Below are 17,757 nucleotides of genomic sequence, written 5' to 3' on the forward strand. Positions count from 1 at the left end.
CTATGGCCAATAGCAATGAGGAACAGATGCAAAAAGTAAAAAAAACATCAGGTATGGAGCAAAATAAAGAACCAAAGTCCCACAGCAATAATTCTTTTGCTTCTAAAAGCAATTTCATAATACCTGTTGTAGCACTCATCATTGCACTAGGGTCTTTAGCCATTACTACATATACCCTGTTCTTAAATAACCAGTTGCACGATCAATTGGCCACTGCAAACACTAATTTCTCTGAAGAATTAAAACAATTAGAACAAAAACAAATTAAAATTCAAGAAATAACTAATGCAAAATCAAAAAATAGCGAGGAAATTCAAAGCCAATTTCAAACAAAATTTGATACTCTAAGCAAACAATTACAAAATGCGATGAGCCAAAGATTTTATCAAAATCAAGATTGGCTTTTTCTTAAAGCACGCTATTATCTCGAACTGGCACAAATTAATGCCCACTGGAGTAATAGCTCTGATGCAACAATAGCACAATTGGAGCAAGCAGATCAGCTTTTAAAGCAATTTAACGAACCTAAGGTCTTTGCAATAAGACAAGCAATAGCGAAAGATATAGCACAGATTCAAGCGATACCTCCTGTAGATATTGCCGGGTTACTCAGTCAATTAGATGCAGCACAAAACAACATTAATGATCTCAATATCCCCTTGCCTGAAAACGAAAGCAACCCTTCCATGGATGAATCAAAAAAATCATCCAATAATCCCTCTGACTGGGGTACGCATTTACAAGAAAGTATGAATATATTAGGTAAACTGGTGGTAATCCGTCGCCATGATCAAGAGGTTAAACCGCTTATCTCCCCATTACTTGAAGCTGCACTTAAAGAAAATCTACGTCTCAACCTCCAGGAAGCTCAATGGGCCGTTCTTAATCATGACACTTTTGTTTATCAACTGGTTCTTAAACAGGCCATTAACACGCTTAAAGCAAATTTTAATGAAAACACACAAAATACGGCTTCTCTTATCAAAAAATTGACTGAATTACAGCAAATCAGTATTACTCAAAAAAAGCCACCTTTGGGCTTAGCACTTCCCATGCTCAACGAGTTGATTGCGAGTAAAAAAGGAACAGCCTCTCAATCCACAAATAATGAACAAGGAGGAAATCAGCAATGATACGTGTTCTTTTTGCCTTCTTAATCTTATTGGCGGCGGTAATTCTAGGCATCCAACTTAACAAAGATCCTGGTTATGTATTAATTGCAATAAACCATTGGACCATAGAAACTACTGTTTGGGTCGCTATTTTTACCCTAATTCTTTTATTTATGATCGTTTATCTTTTTTTGGGTATCTGCCAGAAAATCTCTCTTACCCCAAGTAAATTAACTCGATGGCATGCAAGAAAACGATTTCGAAAAGCACAGGCCATTACCCGCAAAGGATTAATTGAATATAGTGAAGGCAACTGGGTAAAAGCAAAAAATCATTTAATCCAAGGGCTACCCAATTCAGATACGCCTTTACTTAATTATTTAACCGCGGCGCGAGCAGCTCAAAAAATGGGCGATAATCAATTACGTGATGATTACTTACGCGAAGCACAGCAATCCATGCCTGAAGCTAAAATTGCAGTTGAATTAACCCAGGCAGAATTGCAATTATCGAATCATCAATGGGAACAAGCTTTGGCAACATTAAAGCATTTACATACTATTGCGCCACGCCATCCCTATGTGTTAATGCTGATGATGCGACTCTATCAGGAAATAAGGGATTGGCCACAACTCATTACTCTTTTGCCGGATTTAAAAAAATATAAAGTTATTAATCAACAAGAATTTGAACAAATACAATATGATACTTATTTGCAAAGATTGCGCGATCTTGCCAAACAAAATCAATCCAGTGCAGTAAATTCTTTCTTTCAGAGCATCCCTAAAACTATAGTTAATAATCCCGAAGTTATTGCAGAGTATACGCGTTTTCTATTAAAAAATAATGAATTCACCACAGCAAAAAACCTAGTATACCGTACATTGCGCAAGGACTTTAATCCACGACTGATCGAGCTTTACGCCATGTTACCTGCCGATGAACATCAACTGACTTTTGCTGAATCCCTATTGAAAAAAAAACCCCATTCAGCAGCTCTTTATTTATGTCTAGGCCAACTGTGCATTAAGCTCCAACTCTGGGGAAAAGCAAAATATTACCTTGAAAAATCCAATGAAATTGAGCCTACACCTTTAGCCTATGAAGCCAAGGGAACGCTGCATGAAAAACTTGGTGAGGAAGCACTGGCGTGCAATAGTTACAAGAAAGGCATAGAGCTGATCACTAAAAAAATTATTTGATTATTAAGTTAGATAGATCAACCAAAAACCATAAGACTCTAATTAAGGCGTGTTGACAATTCCTCCCCACCCGCATGCCGCGACTTGTTCCTGAGAGATCCTCACAAAATTGAATCACATCTGAGGGTCTCCATGTTGTGCTTGAATAGCGCATTGATAAAGCGCGCTCATACTTTGAGGATTTGGGAGTAGATAACCACTTCACAACTGCTTTTATCCTCACGTTCCAAAAATAACTACAATTGAGTCAACTGGATTATATTATTGTAATAATTTATAAAAGCATCAGAATTTAATGGAGAGTAATTTAAATTCTTTAATAACCCCGTGAGCTTCACAAAGAAATTACGTGCTTGCTCTTTCTCTGTAAATTCAAAATCTTTTGTAATAATGTCATGCAGAAGATTAAAAAATTCTTTTTGTCGGTTTATGGGAACGGACACATCGATTGAATCATAAGCATCTTGTTGCAAATAGGTCATATCAAATAGAAGCGATTTCTGATAACTTATGTAATCTCTCATCGTAATGCCTTCTTCACCCGTTACTTGCATCATATTAAAAATCTCTTGTCCTTGATGCAACAGCTTAGTGATCTCCATAACCTTAGTAATCCACATTGGTTCAAGATTGCTTTCAAACCAAGGCTTGAGTTGCTCAAAATAACGAGACCACGAAATTAAAGGATCAACGGCAGGATAAAAACGCTTATAGGCACGATCATAACTTAAACCAAGAAAAGTTTTCACCGCATTTAAAGTAGACTGCGTCACCGGCTCTTCAAAATTTCCACCTGCGGGAGAAACTGTACCCACTATGGTGAGGCTCCCTATTTTTTGGTCGCAGCATCGAACAATACCCGCTCGCTCATAGAGTCCCCTAATACTGCTATCTAAATAAGCAGGAAAACCTTCTTCTCCAGGAATTTCTTCCATTCGTCCTGAAGTCTCCCTCATCGCTTGCGCCCAACGGGAAGTTGAGTCTGCGATCAGCAATACATTAAATCCCATCTGGCGATAATATTCACCCAGTGTAATCCCGGTATATATTGATGCTTCTCGAGCTGCTACAGGCATTGAAGAAGTATTGCACACAATGATGGTCCTATCCATCAGTGTCCCCCCCATTTTGGGATCAACAAGATTGGGAAACTCAGTAATTGTTTCTACGACCTCACCAGCACGCTCGCCACATGCAACAATGATAACAATATCTACATCTGAATAACGGGCAATTAAGTTCTGTAGAACAGTCTTTCCAGCGCCAAATGGTCCCGGAATACACGCAGTACCACCACGCGCAATTGGAAAGAACGTATCAATTAAGCGCAATGTAGTTATCATGGGTTCACTAGGATAAAGACGTTCTATAAGCTCATTTTTCATCAAAAATTGCGTAATCGGAAATCGTACAGGCCATTTTTGTAGCATGCTCACCTCACGGACATTATTTTCTAAATCTATGAGTTTCGCTATAGGTGTATCTGCAGTAAAAGTGCCTTGTTGTATCCACTCGACGTGAATGTCTTGCCCCATATCAAATGGAACCATGATTTTATGAGTAAACCGTCCTTCTTGAACCACACCCAAAATCCCGCCTCCATGCACCGTATCATCTGCACGAACTGCTGCGGAAAACACCCATTTTTTTTCGGGATCAATTGCATGCTCCCGTACACCCCGAGGTAAAAAAAAGCCATATTTGCTGGCAAAATTAATTAATGGATTTTGCAAGCCATCATAGATCATACCTAATAAGCCAGGCCCTAAAGTCACTGAGAGCTGTTGTCCTGATTGTTCCACTCGATCACCTATGGCGATACCACTTGTTTCTTCAAACACTTGAGCGATTGCTGTATCACCTTTTACGTGTAATATCTCCGCCATAATTCGTTGAGGAACAGTCCCTTGCTGCTGCAGAGGACAAATATAGATAATTTCGTTTTTAATTATAGGTTTAGGGCCTTGTTGTCGAATTTGTACAATTCCTTCCTGGATTGCAATCACCCTGGCATCATGGCTTGGGTGCTCAGGTAATTTATCTTTCATGACACGCTCCCTTTGTCGTTCAAGATAATTTCTTTAAGACTCTGTTTGTTCAGTAATAAATTGGATAATTCATCCAAACAATTTAATGCATTTTCCTTATCAAACTGTGACCAATAATGAATGATATTCCATCGCAGTAAATAAATAATAATTGCTTCAAAATCAAAATTATGGCCCGTTTCTATAGTCGATAGATACTTCCAAATATAGGATAATAAAAATTCTTCAACGGCAACTGTGTCTTTGCGGGCAATATCTTGAGCAATTTTAGGAAGCCAAGGATATCTCGACCTTAATCCAAAATCAGGCTCATTCCAATGTCGTATCAATTTATAACTCCACTGGGTAATCCAATATTCTCGAGGATCGTTAGGAGGATCTTTTTTTTCATTTCTCATCCGTAGGGCTGCAAAAACCCCGCGCAAATCAAAAAACCAGGTAAGTATCTCTTGCAGAAAAATCGATTGGGTCTCCATCATATGTTGAAATCTATCCTTGAGATCGGCCACAGGTTGATGCGGCATAAACCAGCTTGTCCAAACCAAGGATTCCAGGGTCACCGCCACCGTATGTTTCTCTATAGGCAACAGCATCAGGCGTTTTTCCAATTGCAGCCTTGAAATAGGGGTTTTTTGAATTTTGAAGGACGCATTCATTCGTGGCAGACTACACACTACAGTATAGTATTGAGGCATCATTGCAATAATCCTTCCAAGAGTGCCCGAAATCGAGGCTGCATATGCTTAATCAGTAATCGACTTACCGCATCTTCAGTTAAATCCAAAACAATTTCTTCATCTACTAGATGCACTTTAATTCCTGCTGTTATACTTTTCTCTTGTGCCATACTTATACTAATGCCTTCTCTTAGCATTTGCCTCGTCAAGCTTTGTACCAGGGTTTTCAATGGATCTTTTTCCAGTAATTCTGGTTTTTTTCTAATTTCGTCAAAATCAAGTACTTGTTTGGGTAATTCAATCTCTATATTTTGAGCTTTAAATGCGTGCAGCTGCTCTGCTGTATCTATTGCAACCAAAAGAATTAATTGTCGCAACATTTCCTGATTATCTAAATCCTTATGCACTAAACGTTTCACTTCTTGAGAAAATCGATCGATCACATTTTGTCTCAGTTCAAGACGCATATTTCGTGCAGCTAGTTGCAAGGCATCCTCTGCTGCTTTCTTTTCTTGTTGAATCAATTGATGTGCTTCATCCATCATTGCTTTCGATTTAGCCTGAGCATCATTAAATATTTTATTCGCTCTTTCTTGAGCTTCACGAATCAATCGCGCCGCTTCCTGTTTACCGGCATTAACCCCATCTTGTCTCAACCGTTCAATTAGGATTTCAACACCTTGAGAAATAATATTTGTGGCTTTCTCTTGTTTTGGTTCCATAGGAAACTCCTATATTCCATTACTTAATACCAGGGAAAATACAAATACAAATACGGCAAACCCTTCTACAATTGCTGCTGGAGCAATAGATAACCCAAATATTTCAGGTTTATTTTTAGTTGCATTGATGGCACTGGCACAACAATGGCCCTCTTGTATACCGCAGATCATTAAAGCGATTCCTGAAAGTAAACCTATACCAAAGAGTCCTCCTGCAATTTGTGGTGTTACTGTTCGATTAAGGGCAAACATAATTACTATTCCCATAATAGCCTGTGTAGAAGGAAGCACCGAAACACCAATGTATTTCCCATAGCCACTTTCTGTATCGAGCATAACCCCAATCGCTGCTTGCCCTGCAATCGCACAACCATAGATACTCCCCGTTGTTGCTAATGCCATAGGCGCAAATATACCCACCCATCCCAACAATACCATGAAGTCATTCATGGGAAATCTCCTGTTTCTTAAATGGTTGATAAGAATGTCCGTCCTCTTTGATACTCCATTTGAAAAACTCGATGTAATTGAGACGAAGCCCATGGACAACTGCGCTCATGAGGCATAAAAGTACATTCATAGTTTGGCCAATAAATAAAATAATAACGGCTAATACCCAACTGCTGGGTTTACCAGATTGTGTCATATGGTGTGCCATGGAATTAAAGGTAACTGCCAGCGAAGCACCTGCTAATCCTAATGCAAATAAGCGAAGGTAACTGAGAATGTCTCCAAATAATGAAGGCAATTCTGTTAATGCACCTAAGCCATATATGATTCTCTTGAATAAACTCCTATAGCTAATAATAGGCTCATTGGAGGCAAAAATCATGATCAGAAACAAACTAATAATGAAAAAGACAAATGCATATTTGGTGATTGTACTACTATGTTTCATTAGCCCAATGGAATACATTAATGCCGCAATAATCAATAAGATAAACCCGGAAGATTGAATTCGCTCATTGCGATGTTGAGTAAACCACGCCCGCATGCCACTGGCGATACAAATATGGAGACATCCTATAAAAAGAACAAGCATCATCATTAAGTTGAAGTTATTAATATCAATAATTTTTAACTTCGCTAACCACGTTCCCTCTTTGGGTTCAACCCCACAGTAGCTCCCAAGCATCACGCCATATACAATTGAAAAAATACTAATGACGACTAATAAAGGTTTTAACCAGGCAGCCCCATTGTATCGTCCAAGCCTCTTCCACCAAAACAATGTGAATAAAGTCAATAGAACCCCATAGCCTGCGTCTGCAAGAATCATGGCAAAAAAGATTGCAAAAGAAAAGAAAAGAAAAGAAAAGAAAAGAAAAGAAAAGAAAAGAAAAGAAAACCATAAGCGAAGGGTCAAGGCTATGGTAGCCAGGTGTTTGATAAAAATTAACCAGCTCTGCGCCACCCTGTAGCCAGGGATGTGATTCAAGAAGAGTAGGCGGCAACTCCTCCGGCAAAGGATGTTCGATGGTTATGCCTAATTGATGTTGGGCACAAAAATCAGTGATACGTGATAATTCAGAATGAGGTACCCACGCTTGTACTAGAAAAAACCCTTCATGGTCTTGGGTCTGATTTAACGCTTTATGCAATTCGGTCCTATCGGAAAATTGAGCTATTTCGCGGGCGAGCAGGTAACGATAGCGTGTTAAATTACGTTGCTCATCAATGAGATCATCGATTTTTTCATTCAGTTCATCCAATTCAACATGCAATTTCGATAAGGCAACCGAACCCGTATGAATGCGTTGAAAAGGAAATTGCTCTTTCAGTGGTTCTTGTTCTGCCAGCACAATAATAAAAGCATAACGATGATTTCGATGCACCTCCTGTACAGTAAAATCTTTAGGAATTCGGGCAATTTCCTTCAAATGGACTTTATAAAACCAGAGCTTGATTCCGTTTAAATCTTTCTCAGCAGGTAATGTAAAATACCCCCACTCAGAGACTTCACGAATTCGTGTTATTAGAAAATCGCGTCGATCAATGGCGATCCTTAAATCATGCTGATTAGCTAAAATTTTTTGCACTACAAGATCTGGATTAAAATCTTTTCCGATGAAACGGGGATGTCCTAATTCCGGGGCATTGTTCAGATAAAACAACGCTGCTTTAATCTGATCCAATAAGGTTGTTGTCGTTGTTGTTAATGCCGATTTGCTGGGTGGATTAATTGCAATTAAATGCATACAACCTAATTCTTGCAACGAATTCAAAATGTCTACTTTATCTTGGTGAGGTCCAAGAATACTTACTTTTTTGAAGGCGGCAATACTCATTCCGATATCCTTTCTTTTTAGCGATTTTCGATCGGACTACTGCAGCACGCTCATTGTCCGCCAAAAAAATCTGGATCAACCGGATATTATTTAAGGCTCTAGGAATTAATACTTTTTCAAAAAGGTTTTTTCGTTGTGTTACCGTTTGAATCGCTTTTGCCAATAATAGTTGTCGCTTCGTTGCAACCTGTAAACGCAGTTGTAATTCTATTTTTTCATATAGGAGATCAATTAATTTTTCAAACCATTGTGGCGTGTTGAAAAACACGTAATTCGTAGGGTTAAAAATAATTGCATGTAAGATAGGTAACTTAACACCCACAATATTTTCCTCAGTAAGAGAAATTTTTTTGATCTGAATGAATTGGCTAATAATGTTCATGCTACTTACGATCATAGGCAGGTCATTTTGAATGTTTTTTTCCAAAGTTTGTTTCTTTTGCGTTAATTCATTAATTTGAGCATCAACACGATTTCGTTCTGATAATAATTTTTTCCTTTTCAATTCCAATGAAGGTAAAAATCTCTGATAATTTTTTAGATTTTTCAGTTCGAGGCTTAACGATGCTTTATTGAGTTTGATTTGCAACATAATTAGCATCCGCTTGTGTATGGACATTGGTATTAAAATATTTGGCAATTAACTCTTGTTTCATGAGCAATTCATTTTCATGAAAGCATTCTGCAAGTGTTTGCCAACACAAATCCAACGCCGTTTCTAGAGGAATAGAAACTTTAATATCCATAAATCGTTTACGAAATAAACAACCAAATTTGAGTAACCGTGAATCAAATTCAGAGATTTCAAATGCCATAGCTTGTTTTTGTTCTGCTTCACAAGCAGCCGAAAAAAAACGAATCATCGTATTCATAATTTGACCGTGGTCTTCACGAGTCTGTTTTCCTATCACGTGCTGTTTAAGCCGGGATAATGAGCCAAACGGATCAATAGAACCTGAATGCAGATAAAGCTGTCCTTCGGTAATATAACCTGTATTATCGGGAACAGGATGGGTTACATCATTACCAGGCATAGTGGTGACAGACAGAATGGTGACCGAACCTGCCCCTTGAAAATCACAAGCCTTTTCATAGCGCCTCGCCAATTGAGAATACAGATCACCCATATATCCTCGATTCGAAGGAACTCGCTCCATAGCAATACCGACTTCCTTCAATGCATCCGCGAAAGCAGTCATGTCAGTTAATAAAACAAGGACTCTTTTACCCTCTTCTATAGCCATTTTCTCAGCAACTGCTAATGCCATGTCCGGAATAAGCAACCGTTCTAAAATAGAATCTGAAGCCTGATTCACAAACATAATTGTCCTGGCTATAGAACCATGATCCTCAAATGTTTTACGGAATGCATAATAATCATCAAATAACAAACCCATACCACCAAAAACTATTATGTCTGCTTCTGCCTGGGTTGCAATTTTTGCCAATAATTCATTATAGGGTTCGCCTGCAATTGAAAATATGGGAATTTTTTGACTTTCCACCAAACAATTGAAAATATCGATCATAGGTATATTGGTACGAATCATTTTAGAGGCTAGAGTTCTACGAGTAGGGTTTACTGTTGCTGTACGAATAGGTGTTTTATCATCTTGCTCTAACTTAGGTCCGCCATCAATTGGTTGACCCACTCCATTAAATACCCTTCCAAGAATATTAGGAGAGTAAGTCACTTGCATCGGATGGCCAAGAAAAGTCACTGAAGCATCTGTTGATAGTCCCTTCGTACCCCCATACACTTGCAAGGTCACGATTTCTTTCTCTAGATGGGTAATTTGAGAAAGCAATAATCCATTTTGGGTATGAATCAAGGCTAAATCATCAAGCCTGGGAACTGAAATTGCAGCGGCACCCTGTATCGAAGGAACAATAACCTTAAGAATATCCCCAGTAATTTCATGAACATTTTTATAATGAACATTACTCATTGCATTCCCTCGTTATTGTATTGGCGCGTCCATAATCTAGTGCAGCTTTAAGGGTAGATTGCCTATTGCAAATAGTATAGGCTATTTTAGGTTACATTTTAGTCTTTGATTGTAAATTTTGATTACAATCTGATTCATGCTCTATACTAAGACAAGATTAAGGAATTATGAAAAATGGATAGTACATTACTTGCAGGAAAAAAAGCCTTAATAATCGGGATTGCCAATGACAGATCAATTGCTTTTGGTTGTGCCCGCGTATTGAAAAGTGTAGGGGCTGAACTCGCAATTACTTATTTGAATGAAAAAGCAAAGCCATTCGTAGATAAAATCGCAAGTGAGCTTAAACCTGCTGTTTATTGTGAATGTGATGTCACCAAAGAGCATGATTTAGGTAATTTATTTTTGGAAATCGACAAAAAATGGGGACAACTTGATATAGTCATCCATTCCATTGCTTATGCGCCAAAACAGGATCTACAAAGACCTGTATATGAGTGTTCTAAAGAAGGATTTCTCATGGCTATGGATATTTCTTGCCACTCTTTTATTCGCATGGCCAATCTCGCTAAACCACTTATGAAAAATGGGGGCTCATTATTTGCCATGTCATTCTATGGCGCTGAAAAAGTGGTTGAAAATTACAATCTCATGGGGCCAGTCAAGGCGGCATTGGAAGCATCTGTGCGCTATATGGCTGTAGAACTAGGTCCACATCAAATTCGAGTAATCGCACTTTCTCCTGGACCTCTTAAAACACGTGCAGCTTCAGGGCTTGAGAAGTTTGATGCTTTAATCCAGCATACAAAAGAAAAATCGCCCCTTAAATCATTGGTTGATATCGATGATGTCGGTGCAATGGTTGCTTTTCTTGCCAGCAACTATGCAAAAAACATTACCGGCGACGTCATTTATATTGATAGCGGGTATCATATTATTGGTTAGGTAACCCTCCGTCAGTCAAGCTAAACCATGAGTGTCATGATGATAACTCTTGCAGCTAACTCAACATCCAGCACGCGTTCACATCATAAAAAACCGGGATTATGACATGCATCACTACAGTCTGTTGCCGTGCGCTCTACCTGAATCGTCACATGTTGGATATTAAACTGGTGACGTAATTGTTTCACCCACTCAGCTCTTAATGAGTCAGAAAGTGGTTCATCAGGCATATGCAAATGAACTGACATCGCATTTTCCTGGGTACTAATCGCCCATATGTGTAAGTCATGAAAATCGGTCACTCCAGGCTTATTTAACAAGAATTCACTAACCTCGGTCCAGGAAATATGCTCAGGAACACCATCAATAATTAATCTGAAGCTGCTTGTAAATAAAGACCAGGTTCCTTTAAGTATAATAATTGCGATGAGTAAACCTACTACAGGATCTATCCAAAGCCAATCAGTCCAATAGAGTAATGCGGCCGATAGCACAACGCCTACTGAAACCAAAGCATCATAGAGCAAATGAAGATAAGCACCTCTAATATTTAAATCTGAAGAACCACGTATAAATAATAATGCAGTAGTCGCATTAATCACAATACCAACAGCAGCAACGAGCATGACCGATAGCGCCTGGATCTCTGTTGGAGAAAATAACTTGTATACTGCTTCCGTAGCAATAATACCGCATGTAAAAACTAATAAAATTCCATTTGCCAAAGCAGAGAGTATCGAAGTCTTTTTTAAACCATAAGTTGCTTTCATAGTGGGTGCACGTTTCATCAGAACAGTGGCAACCCATGCCAGCATCAAACCTAATACATCACCCAGATTATGAAATGCATCAGCCAGCAAACTGGTCGAATTGGCTACATATGCGAAAACTATTTGCAACACAACGAACAAACCATTTGCAATGATGGAAATAATAAACGCTTTATTATAAGTTACTGCGTCTTTGTTATTCCCATGATGATGATGATGGTGGTGATGATGCGATTCACTATGTGAGTGTCTGCTCATGATGTACCTTCATTACTTTCAGAATAATAATTAACACCAATTCTAATTCGGTTGCGTTCTTTTTGTTTACGCCATGCATTGGTATCACGTAAAGAATAAACACAGCCACAGTACTCTTGTTTATAAAATTCTTCACGCTTGGCAATTTCATACATACGCTCTGAACCACCGTTTTTTCGCCAATTGTAAGTCCAATATTCTAGATTAGGATATTTGCTGGCAGCTCTAACACCACAATCATTAATCTGATTCATATCTTTCCAGCGTGATATACCTAAAGAGCTGCTAATCACAGGAAAACCATGTTCGAAAGCATATAAAGCAGTGCGTTCAAAACGCATATCAAAACACATGGTGCAGCGCTTTCCGCGTTCAGGTTCCCATTCCAAGCCTTTAGCCCGAACGAACCAATTATCCTTGTCATAGTCTGCATCTATAAAAGGGATATTGTGCTTTTTGGCAAAATTGACATTTTCATTTTTTCTAATTTCATACTCTTGTACTGGATGAATATTAGGATTATAGAAAAATATAGTAAAATCAATTTCAGAAGCAATTAGCGCTTCCATCACTTCACCAGAACAAGGTGCGCAACATGAATGCAACAATAATTTATCTGCTTTATTAGGTAATTCCAATCGTTCTCTTTGTATCATTTTGTTACATCCAGCAAATTTATAAAATGTTTACGATAATATACTAACTCTGCAATGGAATCTTTAATGTCGTCCAATGCGAGGTGCTTTGATTCCTTCACAACTCCATTTAATAATTCAGGCCGCCAGCGTACTGCAAGCTCCTTAAGTGTGCTGACATCCAAATTGCGGTAATGAAAAAAGGAAGCTAAATCAGGCATATATTTATAGAGAAATCGCCTGTCCTGGCATATGCTGTTGCCACACATAGGTGACTTTCCTTTATCAAGGTACTGTTTTAAAAATTCAATAGTCCGTTTTTCTGCTTGTGCCTCATTTACATCACTTTCAAGTACGCGTTTGACCAAACCCGATTGACCATGCTGCTTTGTATTCCAAGAATCCATGCCATCGAGCAATACTTTTGACTGAGAAATAGCAAAAACAGGCCCTTCAGCAATAATATTTAGATGGGGATCTGTCACAACAGTAGCCAACTCAATAATTCTATCCTGCTCAGGATTAAGCCCTGTCATCTCCAAATCTATCCAAATTAAGTTTTGATTATTTTTCATTTGCTTTCCAAGAATTTAATATCAATTCAACACATGCCACTCGTCTTTGATGAAGAATTTGCTTAATAGCTTCTCCCTCATAACCCTCTGCTACTATTGTTTTAGTATTTACTTTAGCACACTCTTCTAACAAATAACTCCATAATTTACTCTGACTGTAATTAACAGTTTTACCGCAACCTTCTGCATCAGCCTGACACGCAATTAACATATTATAAAATAGCTTTGAACGACGAAATGCATCACTCTGTTCTAACAGTTTTACGATGGTTGCTGCTTGCAATTCGAACAAACGATGAATAGTTAAATGAAACCGTGAAACCATAACTGCTAAATTGCGATAATCATTTGGAATTCGCAAACGAGTACACAACGATTGAATTATGGCTACCCCCCGCTCTTCATGACCATGATGGCTAGGCCAATTATCCATAGGCGATAAAGCTTTACCTAAATCATGAACCAAAGCCGCAAAACGTATGATTGGATCATTTGTTAAAGCCACTGCTGCTTGTACAACAAATAAACTATGAACACCACTATCCACTTCATGATGATATCGATATGGGTTAGGTATTCCAAATAATGCTTCAATTTCAGGCAAAATAACACGTAATGCGCCACACGATCTCAAAGTCCAAATAAATTGCTCTGGATTTTTTTCTTCTAAACTTTGTTGCCATTCTTGCCAAACACGTTCCGCAACCAAATGTGCTAACTCTCCTCTTCTAACCATGGTATACATAAGTGAACGTGTTTCATCGGCCAATTTGAAGCCTAGATAGTGAAAGCGTGCTGCAAAACGAGCAACACGCAATACACGTACAGGATCTTCAACAAATGCAGGAGAAACATGGCGCAGTAACCTTCTTTTTAAATCCTGTTGCCCATTATAGGGGTCGATGAGTTGACCTTGCTCATCCATAGCGATTGCATTAATTGTCAAATCACGCCGTGCTAAATCTTCTTCCAAAGTGACTTGCTTACTAAAATCGCAAGAAAAGCCATAATAACCAGGAGCTGATTTTCGTTCTGTTCGCGCTAACGCATATTCTTCATTTGTTTCTGGATGCAAAAAAACAGGGAAATCACGTCCAACTTGCCTGAATTTTTTTTGTAATAACTCATCCGGACTCGAGCCGACTACAACCCAATCACGCTCTTTTACAGGCAGGTTCAATAATTGATCACGAACAGCACCACCAACTAAGTATACTTTCATTAAATTAAATTTACCTTCATACTGTATGTTTATTTAGCCCTGATCATATCTTAAAAATCGGGAAGCACATTATATTATAGATCCGAACTATGAGTAAAAGACGTATTAGCAAACAACAATCGACACGAATTGAAAAAATACAACAAGATTATCATCAGCATAAGAAAAGTGATGCTGCCCTTATAGAAGGTTTAGTGATTACTCGATTTAGCAAACATGTAGAAGTGGAAGATAATGAAGGGAATCACATTCGTTGCTCCATCAGGCCTAATCTTGAAACCTTGGTTGCTGGAGATAAAGTGATCTGGCAAATGGAAGGAAAAAATCAAGGTGTGGTAGTCAGCCTTTATCCTCGTAGTAGTCTTTTAGCAAAACCAACGAGTGCTGGTTTAAAAAAACCAGTTGCTGCGAATATTACGCAACTGGTTATTGTTATTGCTACCAAACCCGAAACATCTTGGCCTTTACTCGATAGTTATCTGGTTATGGCAGAAACACTACAATTGCATGCAGTTATTTTACTAAATAAAACTGATTTACCTTGTGAACCATTAAAAGAACAACTTTTCGGACATTATGATAATTTAGATTACCCTATTTTATTAATGAACCAACACTCTTCAACCGGGTTAGAACAATTAAAACAGGTACTTAATCATCAAATTAGTGTTTTTGTTGGTCAATCAGGCGTAGGCAAATCTTCTCTCATTGCCAGGATTTTGCCTCATGAACAGAATATTGCCACCAAAGAGCTTTCCGAAATTTCAGAATTAGGTCAACATACTACCAGCAACTCTCGCTATTATCATTTACCTAGCGGCGGAGCATTGATTGATTCACCAGGAGTAAGAGAGTTTAGTTTATGGCATATCGATATGTCTGAAATTACGCGTGGATATATTGAATTCAGACCTTATTTGTCGCAATGCAAATTTCGCAATTGCACCCATAAAGACACACCTCATTGCGCCATTATTCATGCAGTAACAAAAGGGTTGATTTCAACCAAACGTTATGAAAATTTTATTAAGCTTTGTGCTCAATATGACTCATTCAGATAACTCGACATAAAGGAATAAAATGCCTTTCATATCACTAAACTGATCTGATGCTGAATAAAAACAGCATATCAAATTATTATTAAAGAAATGGTTTAAGCATAAATAGAAAAGGGAGTTTTTATTCGCAATTCTTCAATGAATTATTCAATAACAATCATTCTAGGTATATTGACCCATATAATCCAATGGGCGACTGCCACTTTTTGCCATTTCTTTTTGTGCCACTGTCAAAATTGGCTGTCCTATTTTAAGCAAATATTTACCTATTTTTTCTGAAATTTTTGGCTCAAGGTTAAGAGTGAGCAATTGATTTTTATATTCCACTATCATGGAACCTACATCTTTTTTATCTGGGGGTAATTTAAATAATTTCGCGCTATCTAACCGATAAAGTCCCGAAAAGAAATGTACTGTTCGTGTCTCTGTAGGAAGTTGCGTTAATTGAGACAAGCGGTAATTAATATATGAAGCACAGTTATCAAGAAAATTTATTTTGGCTGGTTTGGGATCACAAAGTTTTATTAATCTCAATAAATTGGTCTGGTGATGGACACTTAATCCCATGAGAAATTCATTAAACAGTATATTGACTCTAAATTGTTTCATTAATTCATTTTGATCCTGGGCACATGTTTGGATAATATCATCTAAAAGAAGATTAATACGCGCTTTTAAAGAGTGATGATTTGTATTGAAGAGAAGTAATGCAGAAAATAATAATTCTGGTTCAAACCAATAAGTACCAATTTCATTAAATCGATTGTTCTTAACCAGATCTAGCCATTTAATCGTTTCTTCGGAACGAGTCGCCCAGGTATACCAACTTTTATCGGCACTAACAGGAGTAATAATGTCCTTAATAATATCCTTATAAGCATCTGCTAAAGCATCTGGACGGTTTGAAATAACTAAAGGAAGTAAAATAGTAAAAATATCTCCTAGTTCAGGAAGTATGGTGTTTGATGTATCCCATAAACTATAAGTTTTTTTAGTGAACGCAGTGGAAACTTTAAATTTTGTAGTTAATAGAGAAACTAACAAACGACAACAATTTACAAAATCTCCATTTTGACTGTTATTTGCTATAACTAATTGCTTTTCATTCTGAGATAAATCATCGTAAACGCTTTCTAATTCTTTACTTGAAGCCTTTAGTTCCGGATTAAAATGGAACAACCATTTGGATAGGGCTTGAATTCCCAATTCCAACTCAGAAAAATTACTCGCAGTATGAAGATCAATAAATAAATCCAATAAATATTGTTCTGTTTCTTTATATTCGATTTTTACTCCATATAAAGAATTCACATCTGCTAATTCATATCCATAAACGCGCCGAAAAAAATTTTTTACATCATTTTTGAATATAGAAAATTCCAATCCATTTGATTTTAAAAAGTAATATCGTTCAACTAACTCCATCAAATGCGGTAATAAACCTATTGGTATTTGTCCATTATCGCGCAAATGCATGAAAACCTTTTTCCTCATTAAATCCCAAAAATTGTCAAAAACTTCATAATCAATTGCCACTTTTTTGGTCGTTTGTTTGCATGACTTTAAACGGGCGAGCTCATCTATTGTAACCACGCTCAAGGTTCGGTCAGAGACATTTCTATATGTAGATAAAGCGAATTGCCATCGCTCCAAATGCCTGCATAAACTTAATTTTCTATATAAAGTATTGTCTCCATAACCAAGATAAAAGTTAAATAGATTTACTGTTTCAGTGAGTGGCGAAAAATCATTTAAATCGATTTCATTAATTAAAGTAGGTATTAAAATTTTTAAATAACTTCGTTTGGCTAAGGGTTCCAGTTCTCGGGCAAAAGCAATCCAAAGTTGGTTCACACTTGAAGGATTAAGTGTATAATCATTTTCACTATCAATAATTACCCCCCAGCGACTTTTATAACAATCAAGTAGAAATTGAATGTCATCCTTATTTAAACTATCGTCTGGTGATCTTTTGGAAAAATAAACTGAAAGATGATCACATAGTGATACATCGCATAAAATTGGCTCTTCGACCTCTTCAACACTCCTAATTAAATCCAAAATGCGTTGGACTAACATAGCATGACCTGATTTAAATAAATTTACCTTAAACTAAAGTTCGATAAAAATCAATTAAGAGTAGCTATAAGTGATTGAAGTGATTTGCAGAAAAAAAAGCGGCTAAGAAGCCGCTTTGGTAAAAAGACCCTGGCGATGACCTACTTTCACATGAGGAAGCCTCACACTATCATTGGCGCATGTTCGTTTCACTTCTGAGTTCGAGATGGATTCAGGT

General features: G+C 37.6%; 17 protein-coding genes and 1 rRNA gene. 4 read left to right on the plus strand and 14 right to left on the minus strand.

The window, feature by feature from the left end; genetic code table 11:
- Positions 1 to 2: 2 nt before the first annotated feature.
- Both EKG34_RS11715 and EKG34_RS11720 read left to right on the plus strand, forming a co-directional pair.
- On the plus strand, positions 3 to 1,133 hold the full coding sequence (locus EKG34_RS11715) for a uroporphyrinogen-III C-methyltransferase (RefSeq protein ID WP_003633304.1): 1,131 nt from the start codon (positions 3 to 5) through the stop codon (positions 1,131 to 1,133).
- Positions 1,130 to 2,314: a heme biosynthesis HemY N-terminal domain-containing protein gene (locus EKG34_RS11720; RefSeq protein WP_003633305.1), complete on the plus strand. Its 1,185-nt coding sequence runs from the start codon at positions 1,130 to 1,132 to the stop codon at positions 2,312 to 2,314. The genes EKG34_RS11715 and EKG34_RS11720 overlap by 4 nt, the downstream gene beginning before the upstream one ends.
- Before the next feature lie 236 nt (positions 2,315 to 2,550).
- Here EKG34_RS11720 and EKG34_RS11725 read toward each other — a convergent pair whose 3' ends face one another.
- Genes EKG34_RS11725 through EKG34_RS11755 form a run of 8 tightly spaced genes read right to left on the minus strand, consistent with a single transcriptional unit; the run spans position 2,551 to position 9,998 of the window.
- Complete coding sequence (locus tag EKG34_RS11725; protein WP_003633306.1) at positions 2,551 to 4,362, minus strand: V-type ATP synthase subunit A; 1,812 nt, start codon at positions 4,360 to 4,362, stop codon at positions 2,551 to 2,553.
- Positions 4,359 to 5,060, minus strand: a complete 702-nt coding sequence (locus EKG34_RS11730; protein ID WP_003633308.1) for a DUF2764 family protein — start codon at positions 5,058 to 5,060, stop codon at positions 4,359 to 4,361. The genes EKG34_RS11725 and EKG34_RS11730 overlap by 4 nt, the downstream gene beginning before the upstream one ends.
- The gene (locus EKG34_RS11735) at positions 5,057 to 5,761 is read right to left on the minus strand and encodes a hypothetical protein (protein ID WP_003633311.1); all 705 of its coding nucleotides are present in this window, start codon (positions 5,759 to 5,761) and stop codon (positions 5,057 to 5,059) included. The genes EKG34_RS11730 and EKG34_RS11735 overlap by 4 nt, the downstream gene beginning before the upstream one ends.
- Positions 5,762 to 5,770: 9 nt before the next feature.
- On the minus strand, positions 5,771 to 6,211 hold the full coding sequence (locus EKG34_RS11740; RefSeq protein WP_003633313.1) for an ATP synthase subunit C: 441 nt from the start codon (positions 6,209 to 6,211) through the stop codon (positions 5,771 to 5,773).
- The gene (locus EKG34_RS18610; RefSeq protein WP_226910769.1) at positions 6,204 to 7,007 is read right to left on the minus strand and encodes a V-type ATPase 116kDa subunit family protein; all 804 of its coding nucleotides are present in this window, start codon (positions 7,005 to 7,007) and stop codon (positions 6,204 to 6,206) included. Before EKG34_RS18610 ends, EKG34_RS11740 begins: the two co-directional genes overlap by 8 nt.
- Positions 6,922 to 8,049, minus strand: a complete 1,128-nt coding sequence (locus tag EKG34_RS18615) for a V-type ATP synthase subunit I (RefSeq protein WP_223800093.1) — start codon at positions 8,047 to 8,049, stop codon at positions 6,922 to 6,924. Before EKG34_RS18615 ends, EKG34_RS18610 begins: the two co-directional genes overlap by 86 nt.
- Positions 7,997 to 8,641: a V-type ATP synthase subunit D gene (locus tag EKG34_RS11750; protein WP_003633314.1), complete on the minus strand. Its 645-nt coding sequence runs from the start codon at positions 8,639 to 8,641 to the stop codon at positions 7,997 to 7,999. The genes EKG34_RS18615 and EKG34_RS11750 overlap by 53 nt, the downstream gene beginning before the upstream one ends.
- Positions 8,619 to 9,998, minus strand: coding sequence for a V-type ATP synthase subunit B (locus tag EKG34_RS11755; protein ID WP_003633315.1), 1,380 nt, complete (start codon positions 9,996 to 9,998; stop codon positions 8,619 to 8,621). The genes EKG34_RS11750 and EKG34_RS11755 overlap by 23 nt, the downstream gene beginning before the upstream one ends.
- A gap of 174 nt (positions 9,999 to 10,172) precedes the next feature.
- Here EKG34_RS11755 and fabI point away from each other — a divergent pair, with 174 nt between their 5' ends.
- Positions 10,173 to 10,943 carry an enoyl-ACP reductase FabI gene (fabI, locus tag EKG34_RS11760; protein WP_003633317.1) on the plus strand — a complete coding sequence of 257 codons (771 nt, stop codon included), beginning with the start codon at positions 10,173 to 10,175 and terminating at the stop codon, positions 10,941 to 10,943.
- Between the two features lie 83 nt (positions 10,944 to 11,026).
- Here fabI and EKG34_RS11765 read toward each other — a convergent pair whose 3' ends face one another.
- From EKG34_RS11765 to EKG34_RS11780, 4 genes are read right to left on the minus strand one after another with little or no spacing between them, the layout of a single operon-like run.
- Positions 11,027 to 11,971: a cation diffusion facilitator family transporter gene (locus EKG34_RS11765; protein ID WP_003633318.1), complete on the minus strand. Its 945-nt coding sequence runs from the start codon at positions 11,969 to 11,971 to the stop codon at positions 11,027 to 11,029.
- Positions 11,968 to 12,627: an epoxyqueuosine reductase QueH gene (locus EKG34_RS11770; RefSeq protein ID WP_003633319.1), complete on the minus strand. Its 660-nt coding sequence runs from the start codon at positions 12,625 to 12,627 to the stop codon at positions 11,968 to 11,970. The genes EKG34_RS11765 and EKG34_RS11770 overlap by 4 nt, the downstream gene beginning before the upstream one ends.
- Positions 12,624 to 13,181, minus strand: a complete 558-nt coding sequence (gene orn, locus EKG34_RS11775) for an oligoribonuclease (RefSeq protein WP_003633320.1) — start codon at positions 13,179 to 13,181, stop codon at positions 12,624 to 12,626. The genes EKG34_RS11770 and orn overlap by 4 nt, the downstream gene beginning before the upstream one ends.
- Positions 13,171 to 14,403, minus strand: coding sequence for a multifunctional CCA addition/repair protein (locus tag EKG34_RS11780; RefSeq protein WP_003633321.1), 1,233 nt, complete (start codon positions 14,401 to 14,403; stop codon positions 13,171 to 13,173). The genes orn and EKG34_RS11780 overlap by 11 nt, the downstream gene beginning before the upstream one ends.
- Before the next feature lie 89 nt (positions 14,404 to 14,492).
- Here EKG34_RS11780 and rsgA point away from each other — a divergent pair, with 89 nt between their 5' ends.
- Positions 14,493 to 15,464, plus strand: coding sequence for a small ribosomal subunit biogenesis GTPase RsgA (gene rsgA, locus EKG34_RS11785; protein ID WP_003633322.1), 972 nt, complete (start codon positions 14,493 to 14,495; stop codon positions 15,462 to 15,464).
- A 159-nt stretch (positions 15,465 to 15,623) separates the two neighbouring features.
- Here rsgA and EKG34_RS11790 read toward each other — a convergent pair whose 3' ends face one another.
- Both EKG34_RS11790 and rrf read right to left on the minus strand, forming a co-directional pair.
- Complete coding sequence (locus EKG34_RS11790) at positions 15,624 to 17,540, minus strand: hypothetical protein (protein ID WP_003633323.1); 1,917 nt, start codon at positions 17,538 to 17,540, stop codon at positions 15,624 to 15,626.
- 127 nt (positions 17,541 to 17,667) lie between these two features.
- Positions 17,668 to 17,757: ribosomal RNA gene (gene rrf, locus EKG34_RS11795) — 5S ribosomal RNA — on the minus strand; the annotation flags it as partial.

It is taken from the genome of Legionella longbeachae (assembly GCF_004283175.1).
Taxonomy (GTDB): Bacteria; Pseudomonadota; Gammaproteobacteria; order Legionellales; family Legionellaceae; genus Legionella; species Legionella longbeachae.